Source organism: Paenibacillus sp. J22P165, from assembly GCF_059692015.1.
Genome location: NZ_JCAUAP010000002.1, coordinates 257,214 through 276,953 on the forward strand (window position 1 = coordinate 257,214; position 19,740 = coordinate 276,953).

At 44.5% G+C, this 19,740-nt stretch carries 14 protein-coding genes; 4 read left to right on the forward strand and 10 right to left on the reverse strand.

All coding sequences use genetic code 11. The features are described from left to right. Nucleotides 1–111 precede the first annotated feature (111 nt). The 8 genes from AC58QM_RS05220 to leuC all read right to left on the reverse strand — a co-directional run bounded on the left by AC58QM_RS05220 (nt 112) and on the right by leuC (nt 12,300). Complete coding sequence (locus AC58QM_RS05220) at nt 112–3,822, reverse strand: dynamin family protein (protein ID WP_497281990.1); 3,711 nt, start codon at nt 3,820–3,822, stop codon at nt 112–114. Between the two features lie 86 nt (nt 3,823–3,908). Beyond that, nucleotides 3,909–4,184 (reverse strand): hypothetical protein, encoded by a 276-nt coding sequence (locus AC58QM_RS05225; protein ID WP_028554377.1) that lies wholly within the window; start codon nt 4,182–4,184, stop codon nt 3,909–3,911. Nucleotides 4,185–4,209: 25 nt separating this feature from the next. Next, nucleotides 4,210–4,881: an endonuclease III gene (gene nth / locus AC58QM_RS05230; RefSeq protein ID WP_497281992.1), complete on the reverse strand. Its 672-nt coding sequence runs from the start codon at nt 4,879–4,881 to the stop codon at nt 4,210–4,212. Nucleotides 4,882–5,075: 194 nt separating this feature from the next. After that, on the reverse strand, nt 5,076–7,796 hold the full coding sequence (locus AC58QM_RS05235; RefSeq protein WP_497281994.1) for an S-layer homology domain-containing protein: 2,721 nt from the start codon (nt 7,794–7,796) through the stop codon (nt 5,076–5,078). Between the two features lie 29 nt (nt 7,797–7,825). Then, nucleotides 7,826–8,410: a GerMN domain-containing protein gene (locus AC58QM_RS05240; RefSeq protein WP_497281996.1), complete on the reverse strand. Its 585-nt coding sequence runs from the start codon at nt 8,408–8,410 to the stop codon at nt 7,826–7,828. Between the two features lie 68 nt (nt 8,411–8,478). After that, nucleotides 8,479–9,945, reverse strand: coding sequence for an N-acetylmuramoyl-L-alanine amidase family protein (locus AC58QM_RS05245; RefSeq protein WP_497281998.1), 1,467 nt, complete (start codon nt 9,943–9,945; stop codon nt 8,479–8,481). A gap of 258 nt (nt 9,946–10,203) precedes the next feature. Beyond that, nucleotides 10,204–10,809, reverse strand: a complete 606-nt coding sequence (gene leuD, locus AC58QM_RS05250) for a 3-isopropylmalate dehydratase small subunit (protein ID WP_497282000.1) — start codon at nt 10,807–10,809, stop codon at nt 10,204–10,206. A 69-nt stretch (nt 10,810–10,878) separates the two neighbouring features. Then, nucleotides 10,879–12,300, reverse strand: a complete 1,422-nt coding sequence (gene leuC / locus AC58QM_RS05255; RefSeq protein WP_497282002.1) for a 3-isopropylmalate dehydratase large subunit — start codon at nt 12,298–12,300, stop codon at nt 10,879–10,881. 235 nt (nt 12,301–12,535) lie between these two features. On the opposite strand from leuC, the gene AC58QM_RS05260 reads away from it, so the two are divergent. The 4 genes from AC58QM_RS05260 to AC58QM_RS05275 all read left to right on the forward strand — a co-directional run bounded on the left by AC58QM_RS05260 (nt 12,536) and on the right by AC58QM_RS05275 (nt 17,010). After that, entirely contained in the window at nt 12,536–13,555 is a 1,020-nt protein-coding gene (locus tag AC58QM_RS05260) for an ABC transporter substrate-binding protein (protein WP_497282004.1), read from the forward strand. Nucleotides 13,556–13,566: 11 nt separating this feature from the next. Further along, entirely contained in the window at nt 13,567–15,612 is a 2,046-nt protein-coding gene (gene fhuB / locus AC58QM_RS05265; protein ID WP_497282006.1) for a Fe(3+)-hydroxamate ABC transporter permease FhuB, read from the forward strand. A 157-nt stretch (nt 15,613–15,769) separates the two neighbouring features. Further along, nucleotides 15,770–16,663 (forward strand): LysR family transcriptional regulator, encoded by an 894-nt coding sequence (locus AC58QM_RS05270; RefSeq protein WP_310223628.1) that lies wholly within the window; start codon nt 15,770–15,772, stop codon nt 16,661–16,663. Nucleotides 16,664–16,698: 35 nt separating this feature from the next. Further along, nucleotides 16,699–17,010 (forward strand): DUF5658 family protein, encoded by a 312-nt coding sequence (locus AC58QM_RS05275; RefSeq protein ID WP_497282008.1) that lies wholly within the window; start codon nt 16,699–16,701, stop codon nt 17,008–17,010. Here the strand turns inward: AC58QM_RS05275 and AC58QM_RS05280 are convergent. Beyond that, on the reverse strand, nt 16,992–18,251 hold the full coding sequence (locus AC58QM_RS05280; RefSeq protein ID WP_497282010.1) for a methyl-accepting chemotaxis protein: 1,260 nt from the start codon (nt 18,249–18,251) through the stop codon (nt 16,992–16,994). The genes AC58QM_RS05275 and AC58QM_RS05280 overlap by 19 nt on opposite strands. A 33-nt stretch (nt 18,252–18,284) precedes the next feature. Further along, complete coding sequence (locus AC58QM_RS05285) at nt 18,285–19,064, reverse strand: prepilin peptidase (protein WP_497282012.1); 780 nt, start codon at nt 19,062–19,064, stop codon at nt 18,285–18,287. Nucleotides 19,065–19,740: the final 676 nt, after the last annotated feature.

Below are 19,740 nucleotides of genomic sequence, written 5' to 3' on the forward strand. Positions count from 1 at the left end.
CCCTATTCTTTTAAATCATCGGGATAACCGCCAATGAAAGCCTTTACATGAACAATCCAAAAAAAGGGGCAACTAAGTTCCGAAGAACCTAGTCACCCTTTTGTTTAATAGCTAAACAAATGCCTTCAACTGATGCTGTTTAGATATGAGTTCATCCAAATCAATCTTCATTTGAAGTGCATCGCGAAGCCCTTCTGCGTGTTCTTTTACCTGTTGCTCCATGATCAATTTCTGTGAAATTAACCACTTTTCCAGTTGGATGCCGTAAGCTTGCTCGAGCTCATTGGTTTGCCCTTCAATAAACGTAACAACCGGGGCATTGATCCGATTCTCTAATTCAGCTTTCAACTTGCCTTTACCATCACCTTCAAAAAATTGCTTCGCATTCTTGAAATAACTCTGAAGCAGCTTCAAACTCACTTCCGATGCTTCAAGCTTCGTAGTCACCTCAGGTGTCACAAACTTGCTGGACTCGTAGGCAGCCTTCTCAAAGCCTTCTAACAGTAAGCTCAGCTCCTCACCCCAACGATTCATTCGCTTCGTACTAATGAGATTCATGCGATTCTCCACACGAAGTGTAGTGGCTAGAACTTCTTGCGATAAATCATGGCCGATCATGCGCAGCAGTTCATTCCATGCGAATTGCAGTGCGGCCTTAGGGTCTTTGGCTTCATCACGGAAGGTAGAAGGATTGAATGCAAAATTATAAAGCTCTCCAAAGCGATACATCGTACGTTGCTTAACGTAGTACATCAACTCTTGGATTTCCTTCTTCAATTCTTTCAGCTCCGCATCATAGCGTGTGTCGTCTAATAGGTCTAAGCCCTGTTGTTCCGACTCCTCCAACATAATAAGCTGTAGTCTACGTTCTTCCTCACCCGATTGTGCTCGTTCCAGCCACTTCTGCATGGTGCTAATTGCTCGATGAAGCTCTAGATTAGCCGAATGAATGGCCACATCACTGAGTTCATTCAAGGTGAATTGAACAAACTGCTGCTCAAAAGGTTGAATACCCGATTGTACGACTAAGCTTTCATTGCCATTGATTTTACCTTCTGCTGCCAAATAACTGGATATCGGATAAATACGTGGATGACGAATACCGTGCTGCACTAAATTCGTCTCCACATGCTTCACGACCCCTGCCAGCTCCTCTGAGCTTGCCGCCAAATCAGACGCGTTAACGATGAAAAACATTTTATCCATTTCAAAGCTATCTTTAACACGACCTAGCTGAAGCAGAAACTCGCGGTCTGCCTGGGAAAATGCATGGTTATAATAAGTGACGAAAAGAATAGCATCTGCATTTTTAATATAGTTAAAAGCGACCCCCGTATGTCGAGCATTAATAGAATCTGCCCCTGGTGTATCCACGAAAATGATACCTTGATCCGTCAGCGGATTGGAATAATATAATTCAATAAATTCCACAAAACAGGACTTGTGTTCTTCTGCTACATACCCTGAGAATTCATCTTTCGTGATCCGAAGTTCAGTACCCAATTGACCCGAGGCTGCTTCCCAACCTTTTTCAACAGCTTTCAGGAAAGAGAAATGGGGTTTTCCTTTGGCTGTTACGTCAGCAGGTGAAAGCTGGCCTATCCGTTTCAACGCGGACGACATATCGATTGCTTCAACGCCTAGAATTTGAAGCGAGTAGAGCACATCCTCCAAGATGGCTTCTGCTTTCTTCATCTTGACCTTGGCGGTACCGTGCGGCCAGCCTTCCGTCGGCGGCATGATCTTGTTGATCGCCGCCGTCGTCGGGTTCGGCGACACCGGCAACACCCGTTCACCAATCAGTGCATTGGCGAACGAAGATTTACCCGCGCTGAATGCGCCGAACAGCGCAATCGTGAACGTCCGCTGGCGCAGACGGTCCGCTTTCTCGCGCATGGAGCGCGCGAGCGACCTCATCGACGGCAGCCCGTCGATGAGGCTTGAGGCCGCCTGCAAGTCGGCGGCCTTGCGCTCCATGCGCCGTCCGTGCTCACCCGAGGTGAACACGGATGACGGCGTTGCGGGCGCTGCTGCTGCCGTTGGAGCAGCGTCGCCCGTGCCTGCAGCTGCCGAAGCTATCGCGGCAGCCTGCAGGATCGTGCCCATGGAGGTCACGTGCAGGTTAGCCCCGCTCAGCGGGGCTGCTGCCGGCTCCTCCATGGCCGTGTACTGCTGCGCATCCGGCAGCGCCGGCGCAGACGGTCTTTCCCAGCTGGCCATGCGCAGCAGCTGGGTCTCAGCCGCCGCCTCGGCTTCCTCGAGGCGAGCGAGCTCGCGGCAGGCGCTCAGCCGGCCGCTCAGGGCTTCAAGCTCAGCCGCTAGCGCAGCGGCGGCTGGAAGGGAACTGTCGCGGACCGCCGCCGCGATGATGTCAATCACCGCAAACGCCAGTTTGCGGTACTGCAGCTTCAACTCGCCAGCAAGCTGCTTCATGTAGTTTAACGTATACTCACCGCCGAACGTTGCTCCCGTATTCACCTGGGAAGCAATCAAAAGGCCGGTTACTTCAACCTTCAAAGCTTCAATCTGAGCAATTAACGCAACATCATGCTGACCTTGATCACTTGCTGCCTTTTTCAGGGCATCTCGCAAGTGCCAGTCAAGTTGAGCTTCCACTTGCTCTGCCAATTCTCCCTGAAACGCCGTCAGCCGTTTCTCTTGCTCTGCAGCGGTCTTAGCTGCGCCCCCGAAAAATCCAACCTTAAAACCAGGCTTACGGCTCTCCAAATAGGCGTTAGCATAATCACGCGTTAACGCAGGTGTTATATTGGCATTCTCTATAATGGCACCAACATCTTTTCGGAGATCAACTATTAACGTTTCCGGCAAGCTATTTAATGTGTTAAGTTGTTCTTGCTTGGCTGCAGCCAGCTGTTGAACATCCTCCACATCGCCTTCTTCATGGATCGATTCCAGCAATTCCGCTTTCTGAGCTTCGTGTTGCTCGGCCAACCATTTACTATGCTCTGCTGCCAAATACCTCGCAGAAGCATCAATACTATAACTGCGCAAAGAATCTCCACGCTCAATAAGTCGGCTCAGCAACCATTGCAGTTTAGCGTACTCATTATGCGGATGTGCAGGTTCCTTCATCGTAACGAACAACAGGTCATCAGGTTCAATGCCCCAGTTCAAGAAAGCTTGCTTTGTTCCCGTTTGATATTGTGCAAAGGGAAGCTCCCACTCCTTGTGTTTATCAATCATATTCACAATCAGATAGAGCGGTTTTCCCCACTCCTTCATTTTTTTCGTAAAAGCTAAATTCACTTCTGATTGTACGTGGTTATAGTCCATAACATAGAACACCACATCAGCTAAGTGTAAAGCAGATTCCGTCGATTGATGATGTGCATCATCCGTAGAATCAATACCTGGTGTGTCCAACAGCGCTGTGTCTTCACCTAGAAAAGGAATGGGATACGTGATTTCTACCGTTTCAATATCGGTTCCATTTACACAGTAAGCCTCCAGCTCACTGAGCGGAATTGTTGTCGTCTCTCCTAAGGGATTGACCTTTCCTTCAAGGCTGCGATGCGTCACATGCGCACCAGGCTGCCCATTTCGAATACTCACGATATTAGCACTCGTAGGAATCGGACTCGACGGTAACAAGGCATGGGCACAAAGTTGATTAATCAGCGTTGATTTACCTGCAGAGAAATGTCCGCAGAACGCAATATTCATCCGTCCACTGTCCAGCTTGTCGAGCAATTGCCCCATTTTTGCCGCGTTATCTTCATCCCCTGCCTGCCCAAGCACCTGTTGCATCTTCTTAAGCGCATCCGGCATGACCTTGATGCTTCTAGCTACCAATTGCGACATTCGTTCATTCCGCTCCTCTATGATTGATTCTTAACTATCCCTCTCAGCTGTACAGAAAAAAAATCTCCCAAAGGGAGATTCTGGACTTACGTGAGGGCGATTTTTTCTTTTTCCGGCAGGAAAATTTCAAAAACGTCACGATGCTGAAGAATCGTAATATCCGAATCCTTCACTTTCATCACAACAACCTCGGATTTTGTTTTCATTTTGTCTATGTAATTCTGAGGAACCTCACCGGATTCACTGACAGTTACACCTTCAATGACTTTTTCCTCATTATCGGCTAGCGGCGTGTTGATCACTTGCTCATAAATATCGGAGAACAATTCGAAGCTATTGGTATATACGGCGATGCATTTCATTTCAATCCCATCCTTTGTCAGCATTTCATTTGTTTGTAATAGTTTTCCTTGTTGGCTGTGGTTTCATACGCTTCTTCCCCTCGCGGCAAATGTCCAATAAGGGACAAATCGGGCAATTGGGGTTCTGTGCCTTACAGTGATATCGACCGAAGAAAATCAATCGATGATGTGTTTGCGTCCATTCGTCACGTGGTACTTTCTTCATTAACTTCTTTTCAACTTCTAGTACGGAATCATCCCAGCCAACAAGTCCTAATCGCTTAGAGACTCGTTCGACATGCGTGTCAACCGCAATTGCCGGAACGCCGAATGCGTTCGATACGACGACATTTGCCGTCTTACGCCCAACACCAGGCAATTCAACCAATTGCTCATGCTTCTCAGGAATTTCACCACCGAACTTGTCCAGTAGCAACTGACACAGCTTATGAATATGACTAGCCTTGTTGCGAAATAAACCAATTCGCCGAATATCTTGCTCCAGTTCCTCTAACGGAACAGCCAAGTAGTCTTCAGGTCGTTTGTACTTCTCAAACAAGTCTTTGGTAACCTTATTCACGGTTTCATCCGTACACTGCGCTGATAGCAACACGGCAATCGTTAATTCAAATGGATTACTGTGATTCAACTCACAATGCGCATCCGGATATAGTTCACCGATGGTGTCCAGAATATGTCTTACTGTCTTCTGTGTCATAGCTGATCTTCCTTAGGGTCGTAATATTCTTCAGTTTAGCGAATTGTCAGGGCATAATCAATCCTTGAAAGCGTCAAAATGCGAACATTTTCTAAAAAATAAACATTTTTTTTGAAAATAAGAAAAAAACCGCCTGTTTGAGAAGATTGGCTTCTCCTATACAGACGGTTTTCCTTAAACATTTGTTCAACGATCTAATTTTCAATCTCAACAATTTTATTGTCAAGGATATAAAGCGTCAGCTGATCTCCAGAAACGAAGGAAGATGGCAAGACAATTGAGGTACTAGTGTGCAGGTAAGCTCTCGGAAACAGGTTATAGGCAGTTTGCTCGCCTCCAGAAGCTTTGACATTCACTTGGTTCAATGTAGGGCTATACTGATCAAACTCACGTTTAGAAGCGACAGCAACTTGAATCATGAGTTTATCATTGGCGTCCTTCATCAATTGAACACGATCCCCAACTTTAATCGAGGAGAAGCTCCAATCCATGCCGCCATTGAGTTTCACACTGTAATTGTTGCCAGCGTTAACTACTTGACTTTTACCTGTAAAATCTTGAATGGTCAGACTTGAACTTGCAGCGTTCACCGCTGTTACTTTACCTCGAACAGGTGTTACTAACTCGGCTTTCGTAATCGCAAGACCTTTGAATGAGAATTTCACATAATCGTCAATCGCAAGGTCAGCGAATGCAGCACTCGTGCCATCTGCTTTCACAAGCGGTACCCCATCTAAAGGAATAGTAACAGTCGTATTGGAGTCATCCAAGAACGTAGCTTGTTTTTGGTTCGTATTCGTTAATAGGGTTTTTAATACCTTTGTGTTACTGGTGACGATTTTCGTTACTGTCGCCTGATCAAAACTTAGAAGCAGACTAATTTTATCTCCCACTTTCAAATCGGAAAGCGTACTGTTTGGCTTGTTAGCAAGTTCAACAATTGGTGTAAAATTAAGTTTAAATGTTAAACTTTGTCCACTATCTGTTTTCAATGTAATATCATTCGTTTGTAAATTCAATTGTGTCAGTGCACCATCCAGCTGCAAGGACATTTGAATTTGTTTAACCGAATCATTGGAAACAAGAAGATCTACATATTTGCCCGCTGAGAATAGGCTATTGAAATTAGTGAATGGAAGTTTAGTTCCGTTGTACCAAATGGCAACACTATCATTCAAAAGAAAGGCATGTGGTTTACCTGCATTATCCGTGACAGTTAAAATTTTGGATGAGGCATTGTAATCAATAATTTTCGCAAAATATAAATTCTCAATTGACCGATTAATAACTGTAATCGTTGTAACCTTATTATTCAACACATCTAACTTCAATTGATCCCCAGCAGACAAATCATAAATACTCGCATTGGCTAAGCCATTAATAACAACTCGCGTGTTACTGCTTAACTCATAGGCATCAACTGTTTTACCAGACGTTTTATTAATCAAAATCGTAGATTGGTCGTCGGTAAACTGTTTGAACGTCCCTTCCACACTTGTTCCAACATCTGCTTGCTTTTTAACAATAAGCTTCACAATTTCACTATTCTTGACGGTGTATTCAACTGTGTCTCCAACATGGATGGCATCCAAATTGATAAGCGTATTATCTGCCAGCGTAGCAATCAAATTACTCGAAAATCCATAGATCTCTGTCTCTCCAGAGGCAGACTCAATCAGAGTTAGTTGCATCGCGTCTTTATTCAACGTTTGGATATCACCAACCGCCGTTTTACTCACTGGAATTTGTTTGACAACGATAGATGTATATTTGTCGCTGTCCACAAGTTGACTTTTACGAATTTGGATCGTGCTTCCTGCTACAATCTCTCCTAAGCTAAGTCCACGTCCATTCATATCCGTTACGGCAACATCGGACGCTAAATCGTAACTTTCATAATCGTCTAATGTCGCTTTCATCGTAGTCAGATTAAGCTTCAGTAATTGTCCTTCGTGGATGTCCATATACAGCTCATCACTTAGGATTTCTACATAATAAGCTGTACCGTTAACTTGAACAATGGATACTTCATACGTTTCTAGCAATTCTTTGGATGAAATAGCTACATCATTTTTATTTCCGAAAAATACGGTATTAGGTGAAATCTTGTATGTACTTGTATTCCCGTCTTTATCCATTAGGCCAATACTGCCGCTTGTTAGGCTTGTCATATACCCTTTTTTAGCGCGTTCTGGTAATGTCGTCAAACTCTTTTGTGAACGACTTAGGAAAGCAGCCATTTGAGCACGTGTTACCGCGCCTTTCGGTTGAAATGAGCCATCTTCGAACCCATCTACGACTTTTAATGACACAGCTGCATTTACGAAACCTAGCGCACTGTTGCTGATCTGTTTGTTATCTGTAAATGAAGTTGCTTTCGTAGATAAGCTTTCCGCTAAGGAAGCTTTCCCAATAGCACGAATGACGACTTCAGCCACCCATTCTCTCGTTGCTTTTTGTTGTCCCCAATTACCAACCGGCTTCGTACCTTGCGTTCTAACTTTTTCTTGCTCTGTTGATATCAAGCCTTTTTGTAAGGCTAGCGCTACGTAGTTACGAGCATATTTATCAACTAACATGTAATCAGGGAATACCGTATCCGTCGCCAAATTGTCCGCATCAGCCTGTAAGCCCATCATACGTGTAGCCATAATTAATACATCTTGTTGTGAAACCGAAGTTTCTGGTGAGTAGATGCCCTCTGCGACTCCCTCGATAACGCCTTCTAAGGCTAGTTTGGAAATGTGGCGAATCCCCCAGTAATCACTGCTCACATCATTAAAAGATAGTCGTACATTCGTGTTCGTTGTTGTTGATGTTGTTGTATTCACGGGTGCTGCAAGGACTGGCGTACCTGCTAGACTTGTGATGATCATGGAGCTTACGATAGCACTCGCCAATTTCTTATTTTTCATGTTCGATGTAACTCCTCTACAATTCCTATTTAGTTAGGTCGTTTGATCGGGTAAGGAAGCTCCAGATGTCCCATTAGACTATCTACTTGCTTACCGTCTTTAAGTACATACAAGGTTTTCACTTCAGGAAATTGGAACACTGTTTTCTTTAATGCTTGGATAAATAATTCTTCTCCAGGCGCACCCATTTGCGTTTTGGGTCCGAATGCCATATCCAACTTCAATTCGCCTTTGGCAGCATCGAACTTGACACTTGTGAATTTCATATCGTCAAATAATGAAGGTGCTTTGGGATCATCATTCTTCTGAAGTGCTTTCAATGCAGCCTCATAAGTGTCAGCATCCTTCTCCACGCTGATTGTTACCACTTTCTCAACGAGCTTCATTTCATCTTGATCACTGTAATAAGCCTTAACTTGCACCTGCTTAAGAGGCGCTGGTGTTGGCTTTGGCGTGGCTGTTGGCGTAGAAATAGTTGCAATCGGTGTAGTCGTAGCTTGTGGTTCCGACGTAGCAGCTCCTGTTAATTGTGTTTTCTGGCCACAGGCCGTGATAGACAACGTGATGGCACTTACAAGGAGCGCTCCTTGAACTAGGCGACTTGTTTTGTTCATCTTATTCACTCCTTAGCTTTATGCCTAGACATGCTAGCCTAGTTTTTGCTGCTTCGAATTCTTATTGCTTACTTAAGGTTCAAGTACTCCTTAATAGCAGCAACGAGCGAAGCAGCTAATTTGTCCTGGAATGCCTCTTTGTACATCGCGGATTCATCATTTTTATTGGACAAGTAACCAACTTCAAGCAATACTGCTGGCATGTTGGTTTTCGTGATCACACGGAAATCTGCTTGGCGAACTTTGCGATCTGCAAATCCAGTAGCCGGAACCGCATACTTATGAATAACATTGGCGAAATCTAAGCTTTCGGGCCTGTTATAGTAGGTTTCTGTTCCTGACACGGTTGCTTTGGCGCTATTCCCATGAATCGATAAAAATAGGTCCGCTGAAATATTGTTGGCAAAAGAAACACGATCATCTAATGGAATAAAGGTATCATCTGAACGGGTCATCAGAACGTTAATTCGCTTATCTTTGATTAACAGTGCATTTACTTTATTCGCTGTTGCAAGTGTAAAATCCTTCTCATGCCTACCTGTAATGGAAAGCGCACCTGGATCGTTATCCCCATGCCCAGCATCAATAATCACAGTTAACTTCTTTTCACCAATCGTTGCCTTCCACTGATTCGGCAGCTTTGTAGCTATCGTTTGGTAACCTGCCGGGCCGTTCAAATCGAGAATAATTCTTACGGTAGCCGGATTATCATTAAAATTAGAGAATCGCACTTTGGATACAAGCGGCTGCTTGGATGGCAGTTCTCCTGCATTTTTAACCAACAGTTTCTGAAGTGAATCATCCAATGTCGTGTTCGGGAAATCAAACACCAAGCGTGAAGGATTCGATAGATTCAATACATTCGGAGTTAGAGTTCCATCCTTCGCAGTAACCGTCAATTCTGTTTCTGTCAGTGAAATAGACGTGATTACGCGAACTGATGGATCTGGTATCGGCGTTCCGTTTCCGTTGCCATTGCCGGTACCATTACCTGTCCCGGTTGTTGGCTTAGTTCCTGGCGGCTTTGTTTCGGGATTACCGTTATTCCCATTCGGATCACTAACATCTACAGGTCCGGTTACGGGTTTTGAATCGGAATCATCCTTTTTGAACATATGGACAGACGATGTAGGGCCATCCCATTTGAACTCAATTCCAAATACCTCACCTATGAATCGCAGTGGTAGCATGGTAGAACCATTTTCAATCTTCGGACCCACTTCTAATGTCTCTTTCTTCCCATTAATAAGTGCGGTTACATTGTTAATTACGAGTTGGATGTTCACTTTGTCTTTCACAATGGTTACTTTACTGGTCGCTTCGTCCCAGCTCACTTGCGCACCAATTTGCTCGACAATAATTCTTACAGGAACAATTGTATTATCATTCACAATACGGGGCTGAGCCCCCTGAACATCCAACAGCTTTTCATTCATAAATAGCTTTATCGGCTTTGGCGCTTCAGCACCGAGGGCAGTAGTTGGCAGCAGCAACAGACAAGCGAGTAAAAACAAACAAATTGCAGGAAATTTCATTATTCACCTCTATGTAATGTCGGAATGGGGGGATGTCACTACGAAGTTATTTAGCCAACTCTATCATTCTATCAACTTCCTTGTTATTATAGCAAAATTAACCTTTACCTGACAGCGCAACCTCCTTCTCTTCGACAATCTAGTAATCTATTAGACGTTACTAACTGCCAAAAGTTGCAAGATTGCTCAAGAAAATATGCAAATTATAGCAAAAAAAAGGCGTATCCCCATTGAGGGGATACGCCTTTTAGTCCAACCTTATTTATAAGCTAAGCGCTTTTGGTGTGCTTGCTCATACGCAGTAATTTTCGCTTCATGCTGAAGCGTCAAACCAATGTCATCCAAGCCTTGCAGTAAGAATTGACGACGGTGCTCATCCAAATCGAAGTTGATTTCAAGTCCGTACTCATCAGTCAGTTTCTTGTTCTCAAGATCAACATTCAGCTTGTATCCTTCGTGCATCGCCGTACGTTGGAACAGATCCTCAACTTGTTCTTCCGACAATTTGATTGGCAGAATGCTGTTTTTGAAACAGTTGTTGTAGAAAATGTCTGCGTAGGAAGGCGCGATGATCACGCGGAATCCGAAATCTTGAATCGCCCAAGGCGCGTGCTCACGGGAAGACCCGCAACCAAAGTTCGCTCTGGAAATCAAAACAGAAGCTCCTTGATAACGATCTTGGTTTAACGGGAAGTTCTCAATTACGTTGCCTGCTTCGTCCCATCTCCACTCGAAGAATAGAAATTGTCCGAAACCAGAACGCTCAATACGTTTAAGAAATTGCTTAGGGATAATTGCATCTGTATCTACGTTTACACGATCAACAGGGCCTACTAGACCTGTATGTTGTTTGAAAGCTTCCATGTTCTCATTCTCCTTAAAGTTTTGCTATAGCAAAACTAGCATCTTAAGCATTGCTTGACTTAGCCGAAATTAAGCTTGTTGGTATTCTTTAATTTCCCAATCACGAACGTCATAGAAATGACCTTTGATTGCTGCAGCAACTGCCATAGCTGGGGAAACAAGGTGAGTACGTCCGCCGCGTCCTTGACGTCCTTCGAAGTTACGGTTGGACGTGGAAGCACAACGTTGTCCTGGTTGAAGCACGTCTGGGTTCATCGCCAAACACATACTGCAACCTGCATCGCGCCATTCGAATCCAGCGTCGGAGAAGATTTTATCCAAACCTTCTTTCTCAGCTTGAATTTTAACACGACCTGAACCTGGAACAACGATTGCTGTAACGCTTGGATCTACCGTGTAACCTTGTGCAATCTTAGCTGCTGCACGAAGATCCTCGATACGTCCATTTGTACAAGAACCGATGAAGACATAGTCTACTTTCAGTTCAGTCATCGGCGTGCCTGGTGTTAAATCCATATATTCAAGCGCTTTTTCAGCAGCTTTACGTTCATTCTCTGTTTCGAAGCTTTGCGGATCTGGAACCAAGGAAGTCACACTTGTTCCCATACCAGGGCTCGTACCCCAGGTTACTTGCGGAATCAATGTGTCTGCGTCGAATTCCAATACCCAGTCATACGTAGCGCCTTCGTCTGTTACAAGATTGGACCATTCAGCAACAGCTGCGTCGAAATCAGCACCTTGAGGTACATATTCACGACCACGCAGATAATTAAATGTTGTCGCATCAGGAGCAATTAGACCAGCACGAGCTCCACCTTCAATAGACATGTTACAAACCGTCATACGCTCTTCCATAGAAAGACCGCGGATTGCTTCGCCTGTGTACTCAATAACATAACCGGTTGCAAAATCTGTTCCGTACTTCGCGATGACACCAAGGATTAAATCCTTTGCTGTAACGCCTGGCTTCAAGCTGCCATTAATACGAACTTCTAGGGATTTTGCTCTGGATTGTTGCAACGTTTGTGTCGCCATTACGTGCTCAACTTCACTTGTTCCGATACCGAAAGCAAGTGCGCCGAAAGCACCGTGTGTAGATGTATGGCTGTCTCCACATACGATGGTTTTACCTGGGTGTGTAAGACCAAGCTCAGGCCCCATAACGTGGACAACACCTTGATCAAGACTGTCTAAGTCAAAAAGTGTAACGCCGAAATCGCGGCAGTTTTGTGAAAGTGTATCAATTTGTTGCTTCGAAATTGGATCTGTAATATTGAAACGATCTTTAGTAGGAACGTTGTGATCCATCGTTGCGAACGTTAAGTCTGGACGACGAACTTTACGACCAGAAATGCGAAGCCCTTCAAAAGCTTGCGGTGAAGTTACTTCATGTACTAGATGCAAATCAATATAAATAACACTAGGCTTGCCATCTTCCTGGTTAATAACGTGATTATCCCAAATCTTCTCGAACATTGTCTTTTTACTCATATCCAGTCACCTCTTGTCATTATCCGCATTAGTTTGCTAATGTCTTACCCTCATATAGTAATGTAGCACGGATTATCTCATAGTTCCAAGATATAATAACTATAAGCTTGATAGATTGTTCCTATATAGCAAAATAAGGTTGACATATTTAATGATAATGATTATCATTCTCCTAGTGGACTCGAATTGGCCATCGATTCTAAGAAAAAAATAGAATATTTAGGGGGAAATTTTTGTGAGAACCATATTTAAACCACTTACTTTTTCAATCGCACTACTATCGTTAATCGTAACCGCTGCATGCGGAAATTCTACGACAACAACATCACCTGCACCAAGCGCCGCTGCCGCTGCAAGTGTGGCGCCGACAGCAACACCTGCTGCAGATAAGACAATTACACACGCACTCGGAACAACAACAATTAAAGGTACACCAAAACGCATCGTAACATTAGAATGGGCATACACAGAAGATGTGTTAGCACTTGGCCTTCAACCTGTAGGTCAAGCTGATAATAAAGGCTACCTAGGTGCGGTAAATGTGAAGCCTGCCTTAGATGCTTCCGTTGTCGACGTTGGGACTCGTCAAGAGCCTAACCTAGAAACAATCACGGGACTGAAGCCAGATCTTATCATTACAAGCACATTGCGTTCGAGCAAAAACTACGAAGCTCTTTCCAAGATCGCTCCAACGATCGCTTTTGAATCCTACCCAGCTGAAGGAAAAGGCGATCAATATTCCGATATGATCACTACATTCAAAACAATTTCAGATATCGTAGGTAAGAAAGCAGAAGGAGACAAAGTACTTGCTGACCTTGACAAAGCGTTTGCAGATACGAAGGCGAAATTAGTTGCTGCGAAAAAGGATGGCGCTGAGTTCGCTTTAACACAAGCATTCAGCAACCAAAACAATGCTGTTCTACGTATGTTCACTGACAACTCCATGGTCGTTCAAATTATGCAACGTATCGGTTTGAAAAACGTATTTAAATCCACGAAATTTGAGCTTTATGGTTTCTCTACTGCTTCCGTAGAAGCTTTACCTGCTGTTCAAAATGCAAACTTCTTCTACATCGTTCAAGATGCGGATAACGTATTCGAGAAACAACTGAAAGACAATGCCGTATGGAAAGGTCTTTCATTTGTGAAAGACAACAAAACATTTAAGCTTCCTGGTAACACTTGGACTTTCGGTGGACCTTTGTCTGCCAAATTATTTGCTGAGCTAACTGCTGCTTCACTTACGAAATGATCCAATCTGCGATGAAATCGAAAACTAACCCTTTCGCTAATATCGCGTGGAAATCACTTCTTGTATTTGGAGGCGGGGGAATCGCCCTCTGCCTCTTGCTTTTCCTCAACTTAACACAAGGAGAAGCGAACATTACCGTTCATACGGTTATACAAGCTTTGATAGCTCCACAAGATACCCCCGACCATTTGATGGTGCGGGGGCTTCGCATGCCGCGCGCAGTGATGGGCATGCTCGCAGGAGCAGCACTCGCAGTTGCAGGTGCTTTATTACAAACCGTCACACGTAATCCTCTCGCTTCCGCTTCAACGTTAGGTTTGAATGCGGGTGCCTATTTCATTATTGTTTTGGCTGCCGTTTTTTTCCCAGCGCTGAAGTCGGATCACGCCTTACTTTTGGCATTAGTTGGGGCCTGTGGCGCAGCCGTTATGGCCTATTACATGTCAGGCGGCCGCAAAAGCTCGCCTCTACGCATGGCACTTGCTGGCATGATCGTAACACTCGTACTCTCGGCTTTCACAAGCGGACTGCAGATCATGTTTGAAGATGCCACTAATGGCTTATTCATGTGGGGTTCAGGTGCATTAGGTCAGAACGATTGGCAAGGTGTCCAATATGCACTCCCTTGGATTTGCATTGGTCTCGTCGTTGCCTTTCTGTTCCATCAAAAGCTAGATATGCTTGCATTAAGCGAAGAAACTGCTATTTCATTAGGTGAAAATATTAACCTAGTTCGATTGGTTGCGTTAGCCGCAGCAATTCTACTCGCAGGTGTAACTGTGAGTGTTGTTGGCCCCATCGGTTTTATAGGGCTTATCGCACCTCATCTTGTTCGATTAATTGGCTTACAACGACATCGACTGTTGATTCCAGGGAGTGCGATCTGGGGTGCAGCAGTTTTACTTGGCGCGGATACAATTGCCAAAATGTTCCGCAGTACACTAGGCGAACTTCCTGCAGGTTCCGTAACCGCTCTAATAGGTGCACCTTGGTTAATTTGGCTGGCAATTCGAGGATCTCGCATGAAAGCTTCCGCTGAGAGCAGCTCGATGAGCGTCGGTTATGTAGGCACCAAAATTCCATATCCGATCCTAGTTGTGGTATCTGCAATTGCCCTTGTCGTCTTGGTTCTCTTCGGCCTAACAGCTGGAGCTTTACATATCCCCCTATCTAACGTTATCGCCGTAATGACTGGGCAAGGTGAAGAAATGGCGCGCAATGTCATTCTCAACTTGCGTCTGCCGCGCATTCTGGTTGCTGCGCTCGCTGGCGCCTCCTTGGCTGTTGCTGGCTCCATGATGCAAGGGGCTGTTCGCAATCCACTTGCAGACCCCTCCGTCGTTGGTGTTACATCTGGTGCCGGAATGGGTGCTCTGCTTGTGTTGACGATTTGGCCAACAGGGTCCGCTACTTGGGTGCCTATTGGTGCTATAATCGGTGCACTCCTTTCCGCGGGAAGCGTCTATGCCCTCGCATGGAAAAAGGGACTAAATCCCGTCGTGCTGATTCTAGTCGGTATTGCGATTTCTGCAATAGGTTCGGCTGTTATTCAATTTCTCGTGATCCAATCTAAGCTTGGTGCCGCTCCCGCACTTACATGGTTAGCGGGCAGTACCTATTCTAGAGGTTGGAAAGAAGTCATCCAACTACTGATTACAACGATCATTTTACTGCCGAGCGCTTGGTTACTAGGTCGACGTGTAGATTTATTAGCATTCGGTGACCACGTGTCTATTGGACTAGGTCTGAAGCTGCAGAAGACAAGGTTAGTATCTGCTGCAATTGGCGTGTTCGTTGCTGCGATTGCTGTAGCCGCGGTTGGAACCGTAAGCTTCGTTGGCTTACTCGCGCCACACGCTGTTCGTCTCTTCATGGGGCAGCATCATCAGAAGTCGGTTGTACTTTCGGCCATCTTAGGGGCTATTCTACTAACATTAGCTGATATTATAGGCAAAACGATTCTCATTCCCAAAGAGATTCCTTCGGGGATCGTAGTTGCGATCATCGGTGCTCCATATTTGTTATTCTTAATGTATCGAAGTACCGTTCGTAGATAACGTTTATTTCCTGAAAATAACCATAAAGGGCAGCGAAACTGGAAGAAACCAGTTCTTGCTGCCCTTTATGGTTATTTATTCCTAGTATCAGCTTGTTTCGGCCCAAAAAGCTTGATATGATTACCATCAAGCCATGAAAAAGGAGACACTTCTTCGGATGGAATTACGTCAATTACAATATGCAATCCAGATCGCGATCGAACGCAATTTCTCACGTGCAGCTGAGAAGCTCCATATCGCTCAGCCTTCCTTAAGCCAGCAATTATCCAAGCTGGAGAAGGAGCTTGGCGTACTCTTGTTCCAACGCAGCACGAATTCGGTTGAATTAACCCATGCAGGCTCCCTCTTCGTCGAGAAGTCACAAAAGATTCTCGATATGATTGAAGGACTCAAAAAAGAAATGGAAGATATTTCACAAATGAAAAAAGGACGTCTTGTCATTGGCAGTATGCCAATCACAGGATCAACCATTTTACCCTTCGTAGTACCTGTGTTTCAAGCCGCCTATCCGGATATTGAAATTTCGCTTGTTGAAGAAACTTCATCCAACCTCGAGACATTAACTGTGAATGGTCAAACCGATATTTCTCTTCTTTCCTTACCTTTACGTGAAGAATCTCTTGTCTATGAGACCTTACTGGAAGAAGAAATTATTTTAGCTGTTCCGCCACTGCATCCTTTAGCAGCAAGTAAAGAGCCCATACGTATTTCTCATCTGGAAAAGGAAGCTTTCATCGCATTAAAAAAAGGGCAAGGTTTCCGTAAGCTAACGCTTGATCTGTGTCAGGAAGCTGGCTTTACACCGAATATTGTTTTTGAATCGAGTAATATGGAAACTGTGCAATCGCTAGTTGCTGCTGGCATGGGGATCGCATTCGTCCCTTACTTGATATCAAAAAGAAGTTTGCATGAGCTTTCTCCCGTTAACGTTTCACTAGAAGGTAGACCTACCCGCAAGCTTGTTATTGCCTATCGCAAAGGTCGCTATATTTCAAAAGCCGCGGAAGCGTTTATTTCCACAATGAAAGAGGTTATGCAAACGATTCGTTAGCATAACCTCTTAAACAACCAAAAGGAGTGGTTCCTTTGAGTCGAACTTTAATTGTTTTTTTATGTATTGCTAGTCTATTAGATGCTGGTCTAACAGATATGGGACTCCGATTAAACTTAATTGGTGAAGCGAATCCTATTATGGCTTTCCTTTACGAGCACAGCTATTTTGCCTTCTATGGCATTAAAATTATTCTCCCCCTCTCTCTTTTCTTTTTAGCGGCAAAAGCAGGTAAACGACTGCTCATCCAAAACTTGTTTCGCTTCTCCACCATCGTTTATTTGGGTATCCTTCTCTTGCATGCTTTCTGGATCTCTACTTCGTTCTCTCAAAGCTTAAATATCTGAATCGTGCGCTGTAGTTGTGTTACCATTCGAAGCATTTGCTCTGACTGAATAACGACAGCCTTGACAGAACGCGTTTGTTGGACCATAGACGTAGATACTTGCTCTGTACCAGCAGCCGATTGTTGCGTAATGGCAGAAATGTTTTCCATGGTACCCGTGATGAATTGGGCTGCATTCAGCATCTTCTGGCTTTCACCCGTGAACTCACCCATACGCTGCGTAATGAATTGTATACTTTCAACCATTTCGCCAAATATTTTTTCCGTTGCTTCAATAGATTCTGTCTGTCTACGTGCGATTTCCTCATTAATTTGAATATTCTTCTGAGCCATTCGAATGCTATTCTCAATGTTATGTACCATATGAAATACGCTTTTGGCTGACTTGGACGACTCTTCAGCTAGCTTACGCACCTCTTGCGCTACCACAGAGAACCCTCTTCCATGCTCACCAGCACGCGCTGCTTCAATTGAGGCATTCAAGGACAGCAAATTGGTCTGCTCAGCAATTTCTGAAATCGTACGTGTGATAGAGGAAATACCAGCGGCTTCCTTCACCAGATCATCAATCGTCCCCGATACATTACTTGTCGCAAGAACAATGTGAGAGACACTTTCGGATTGACTTTCAACTGCTCGCATCCCTTTTTTCACAAGCTCTAACGTTTGCCCACAACGATTATTCATTTCATGTGTGGAATCTACATAATCCGTGATTTTGGTCTCGATTTCCTTAACGACGGAGAAGCTTTTAAAAACCCCAGACGAGATTTCATTTGCTCCTTCAGCAAGTGAAGTCACAGAACCTGTAGCTTCCACAATCATCGTGTTTATCCCTTCATTCTTGTGGTAAATATCGCGACTCGAGTCAGCGACGTGCTTCGAGATGGAGGCAGTTTCATTCAAAAGCTCCTTCAATTTCACAATCATCGCATTGAACGATCTGCCCATATCGCCTAACGCATCCTTCGAGGAAGCATCTACCGTCTGCGTAAAGTCTCCTTTCGCAATATTCATGGCAACACGCGTTACATTATCGATAGGCTCGGTTAACGCTTTTTCCAAGAAACGCACATAAGGAAAGCTGAATACCATGAGAATCAAAGATGAAGAAAGAGCAAAAATCACAGATACATCTGCCGTTAACATTAAAATAAGGATAATAATTGTGTAGAAAACAACAACGGCATAGTAGCCGAGCTGAAGCTTAGCACGAAACGATTGCATTAGAAACCAGTTCATAGGAATTCGACCTCTCTTTTACGAAATGTAGGTTTACTGCCAAAGGATGAGGTCCATGTACCACGTCATCAATGGGTCTCCGAAGCAAAAGCAGATGAATCCAGCGACAGCGATGAAAGGACCATAGGGAATGGGTGAACGCCGATCCAGTTTGCCTGAGGCGATTAGAGCCATACCGATGACGCTGCCGAGCAGCGCCGACAGAAAAATGCATAACAGCACAAGCTTAATTCCCATAACAAGTCCTACTAAAGCCATCAATCGAATATCCCCAAAGCCCATAGCCGGCTTCCCCATCCAAGTCGCTACAAGGGATACGATGATCAAAGTGCCTCCCCCAATCACAAATCCCAGTGCATACTGCCAAATCGGCAAGGGGTGTACGAACAAGCGTAATGCCGTAAACAGCAGCATAGCTGGATAAATGATTTTGTTAGGCAGCAGCATGTACGCCAAATCACTCACCGTAAGAATGAGAAGCACAGAGACAAGCGGGTAAGCAATCCATAGTTCTTCGATGCTAACCAATGATGGAAGTGAGGCAAATAAGACACCCCCTGCCAACTCACCAACGATATACACAGGGGATATGGATGACCCACAGGTATGACATTTTCCTCTGCGGATGAACCATCCCAAGATTGGGATTAAGTCTATCGCGTTAAGCTGACGTCCACAACTTCCACAACTGGATCGCGGTGCAATAACAGATATCCCTTTCGGTACTCGCAGCCCCACGACATTAAAGAATGAACCGAATAATGCACCCACTATGAACAATAGAATTGTGTAACTCCATGCTTCCCACCCCATCGCCCTAACCCCCTCTAGATGTCTATCCTTGCTATGCCCTGCTTAAAAATCTGCTTTCTTCGCATATTCACGATTGCTCACAGGAGCAGTTCCCAATTGAACCTGCAGCCAGGCCGCCAATTGATTAAAGCTCTCAATGGTAACCGTAATGGATTGCTTTTGCCCACTTGAAGTCGTCATATCGATCTCGATTTTATTCTCTGCTTCTGTACATACAACCAAGTATTGTGACATTTCGCCGTTCAAATCCTCACTCCAATTACACATAACACTGCTTGTGAAGTTCTTCATTGGTCCATTCCCCCTGAATAAATTAATGATCTTTCCGCCATTCACAGCTTTAAAGCCAACTCTATTCGTGTCCGTCGGTTCTGGAGACTTGTATGTGGTGTTGATAGGAGCCTCTTCTTTCATTTCAGGAGCTTCATTGACTAGATCATCCATTTCTTGGGCCAACTCAATATTCGCAAGCGATTCCATCTCCATTGTGAGATCATTGAGATCTTCTAAGCTAAGTTCAAATGAACTCGCTTCCAAATCTTCAACGATTTCTTCCATAGCTTGTTCCACTACGACAATGGACTCTGACTCATTTCCTTCTTCGAACTGAAGGGGAATCGGTTCTTCAATTTGGGCTTGTTGTACTTCTTGTAGTAATTCTTGTTCCAACTGCCAT

What these genes read in the sequence shown, in the direction of transcription:
- AC58QM_RS05220 (WP_497281990.1), bottom strand. Translation starts at nt 3,822, where the DNA reads ATGTCGCAATTGGTAGCTAGAAGCATCAAGGTCATGCCGGATGCGCTT.
- AC58QM_RS05225 (WP_028554377.1), bottom strand. Translation starts at nt 4,184, where the DNA reads ATGAAATGCATCGCCGTATATACCAATAGCTTCGAATTGTTCTCCGAT.
- nth (WP_497281992.1), bottom strand. Translation starts at nt 4,881, where the DNA reads ATGACACAGAAGACAGTAAGACATATTCTGGACACCATCGGTGAACTA.
- AC58QM_RS05235 (WP_497281994.1), bottom strand. Translation starts at nt 7,796, where the DNA reads ATGAAAAATAAGAAATTGGCGAGTGCTATCGTAAGCTCCATGATCATC.
- AC58QM_RS05240 (WP_497281996.1), bottom strand. Translation starts at nt 8,410, where the DNA reads ATGAACAAAACAAGTCGCCTAGTTCAAGGAGCGCTCCTTGTAAGTGCC.
- AC58QM_RS05245 (WP_497281998.1), bottom strand. Translation starts at nt 9,945, where the DNA reads ATGAAATTTCCTGCAATTTGTTTGTTTTTACTCGCTTGTCTGTTGCTG.
- leuD (WP_497282000.1), bottom strand. Translation starts at nt 10,809, where the DNA reads ATGGAAGCTTTCAAACAACATACAGGTCTAGTAGGCCCTGTTGATCGT.
- leuC (WP_497282002.1), bottom strand. Translation starts at nt 12,300, where the DNA reads ATGAGTAAAAAGACAATGTTCGAGAAGATTTGGGATAATCACGTTATT.
- fhuB (WP_497282006.1), top strand. Translation starts at nt 13,567, where the DNA reads ATGAAATCGAAAACTAACCCTTTCGCTAATATCGCGTGGAAATCACTT.
- AC58QM_RS05270 (WP_310223628.1), top strand. Translation starts at nt 15,770, where the DNA reads ATGGAATTACGTCAATTACAATATGCAATCCAGATCGCGATCGAACGC.
- AC58QM_RS05280 (WP_497282010.1), bottom strand. Translation starts at nt 18,251, where the DNA reads ATGAACTGGTTTCTAATGCAATCGTTTCGTGCTAAGCTTCAGCTCGGC.
- AC58QM_RS05285 (WP_497282012.1), bottom strand. Translation starts at nt 19,064, where the DNA reads ATGGGGTGGGAAGCATGGAGTTACACAATTCTATTGTTCATAGTGGGT.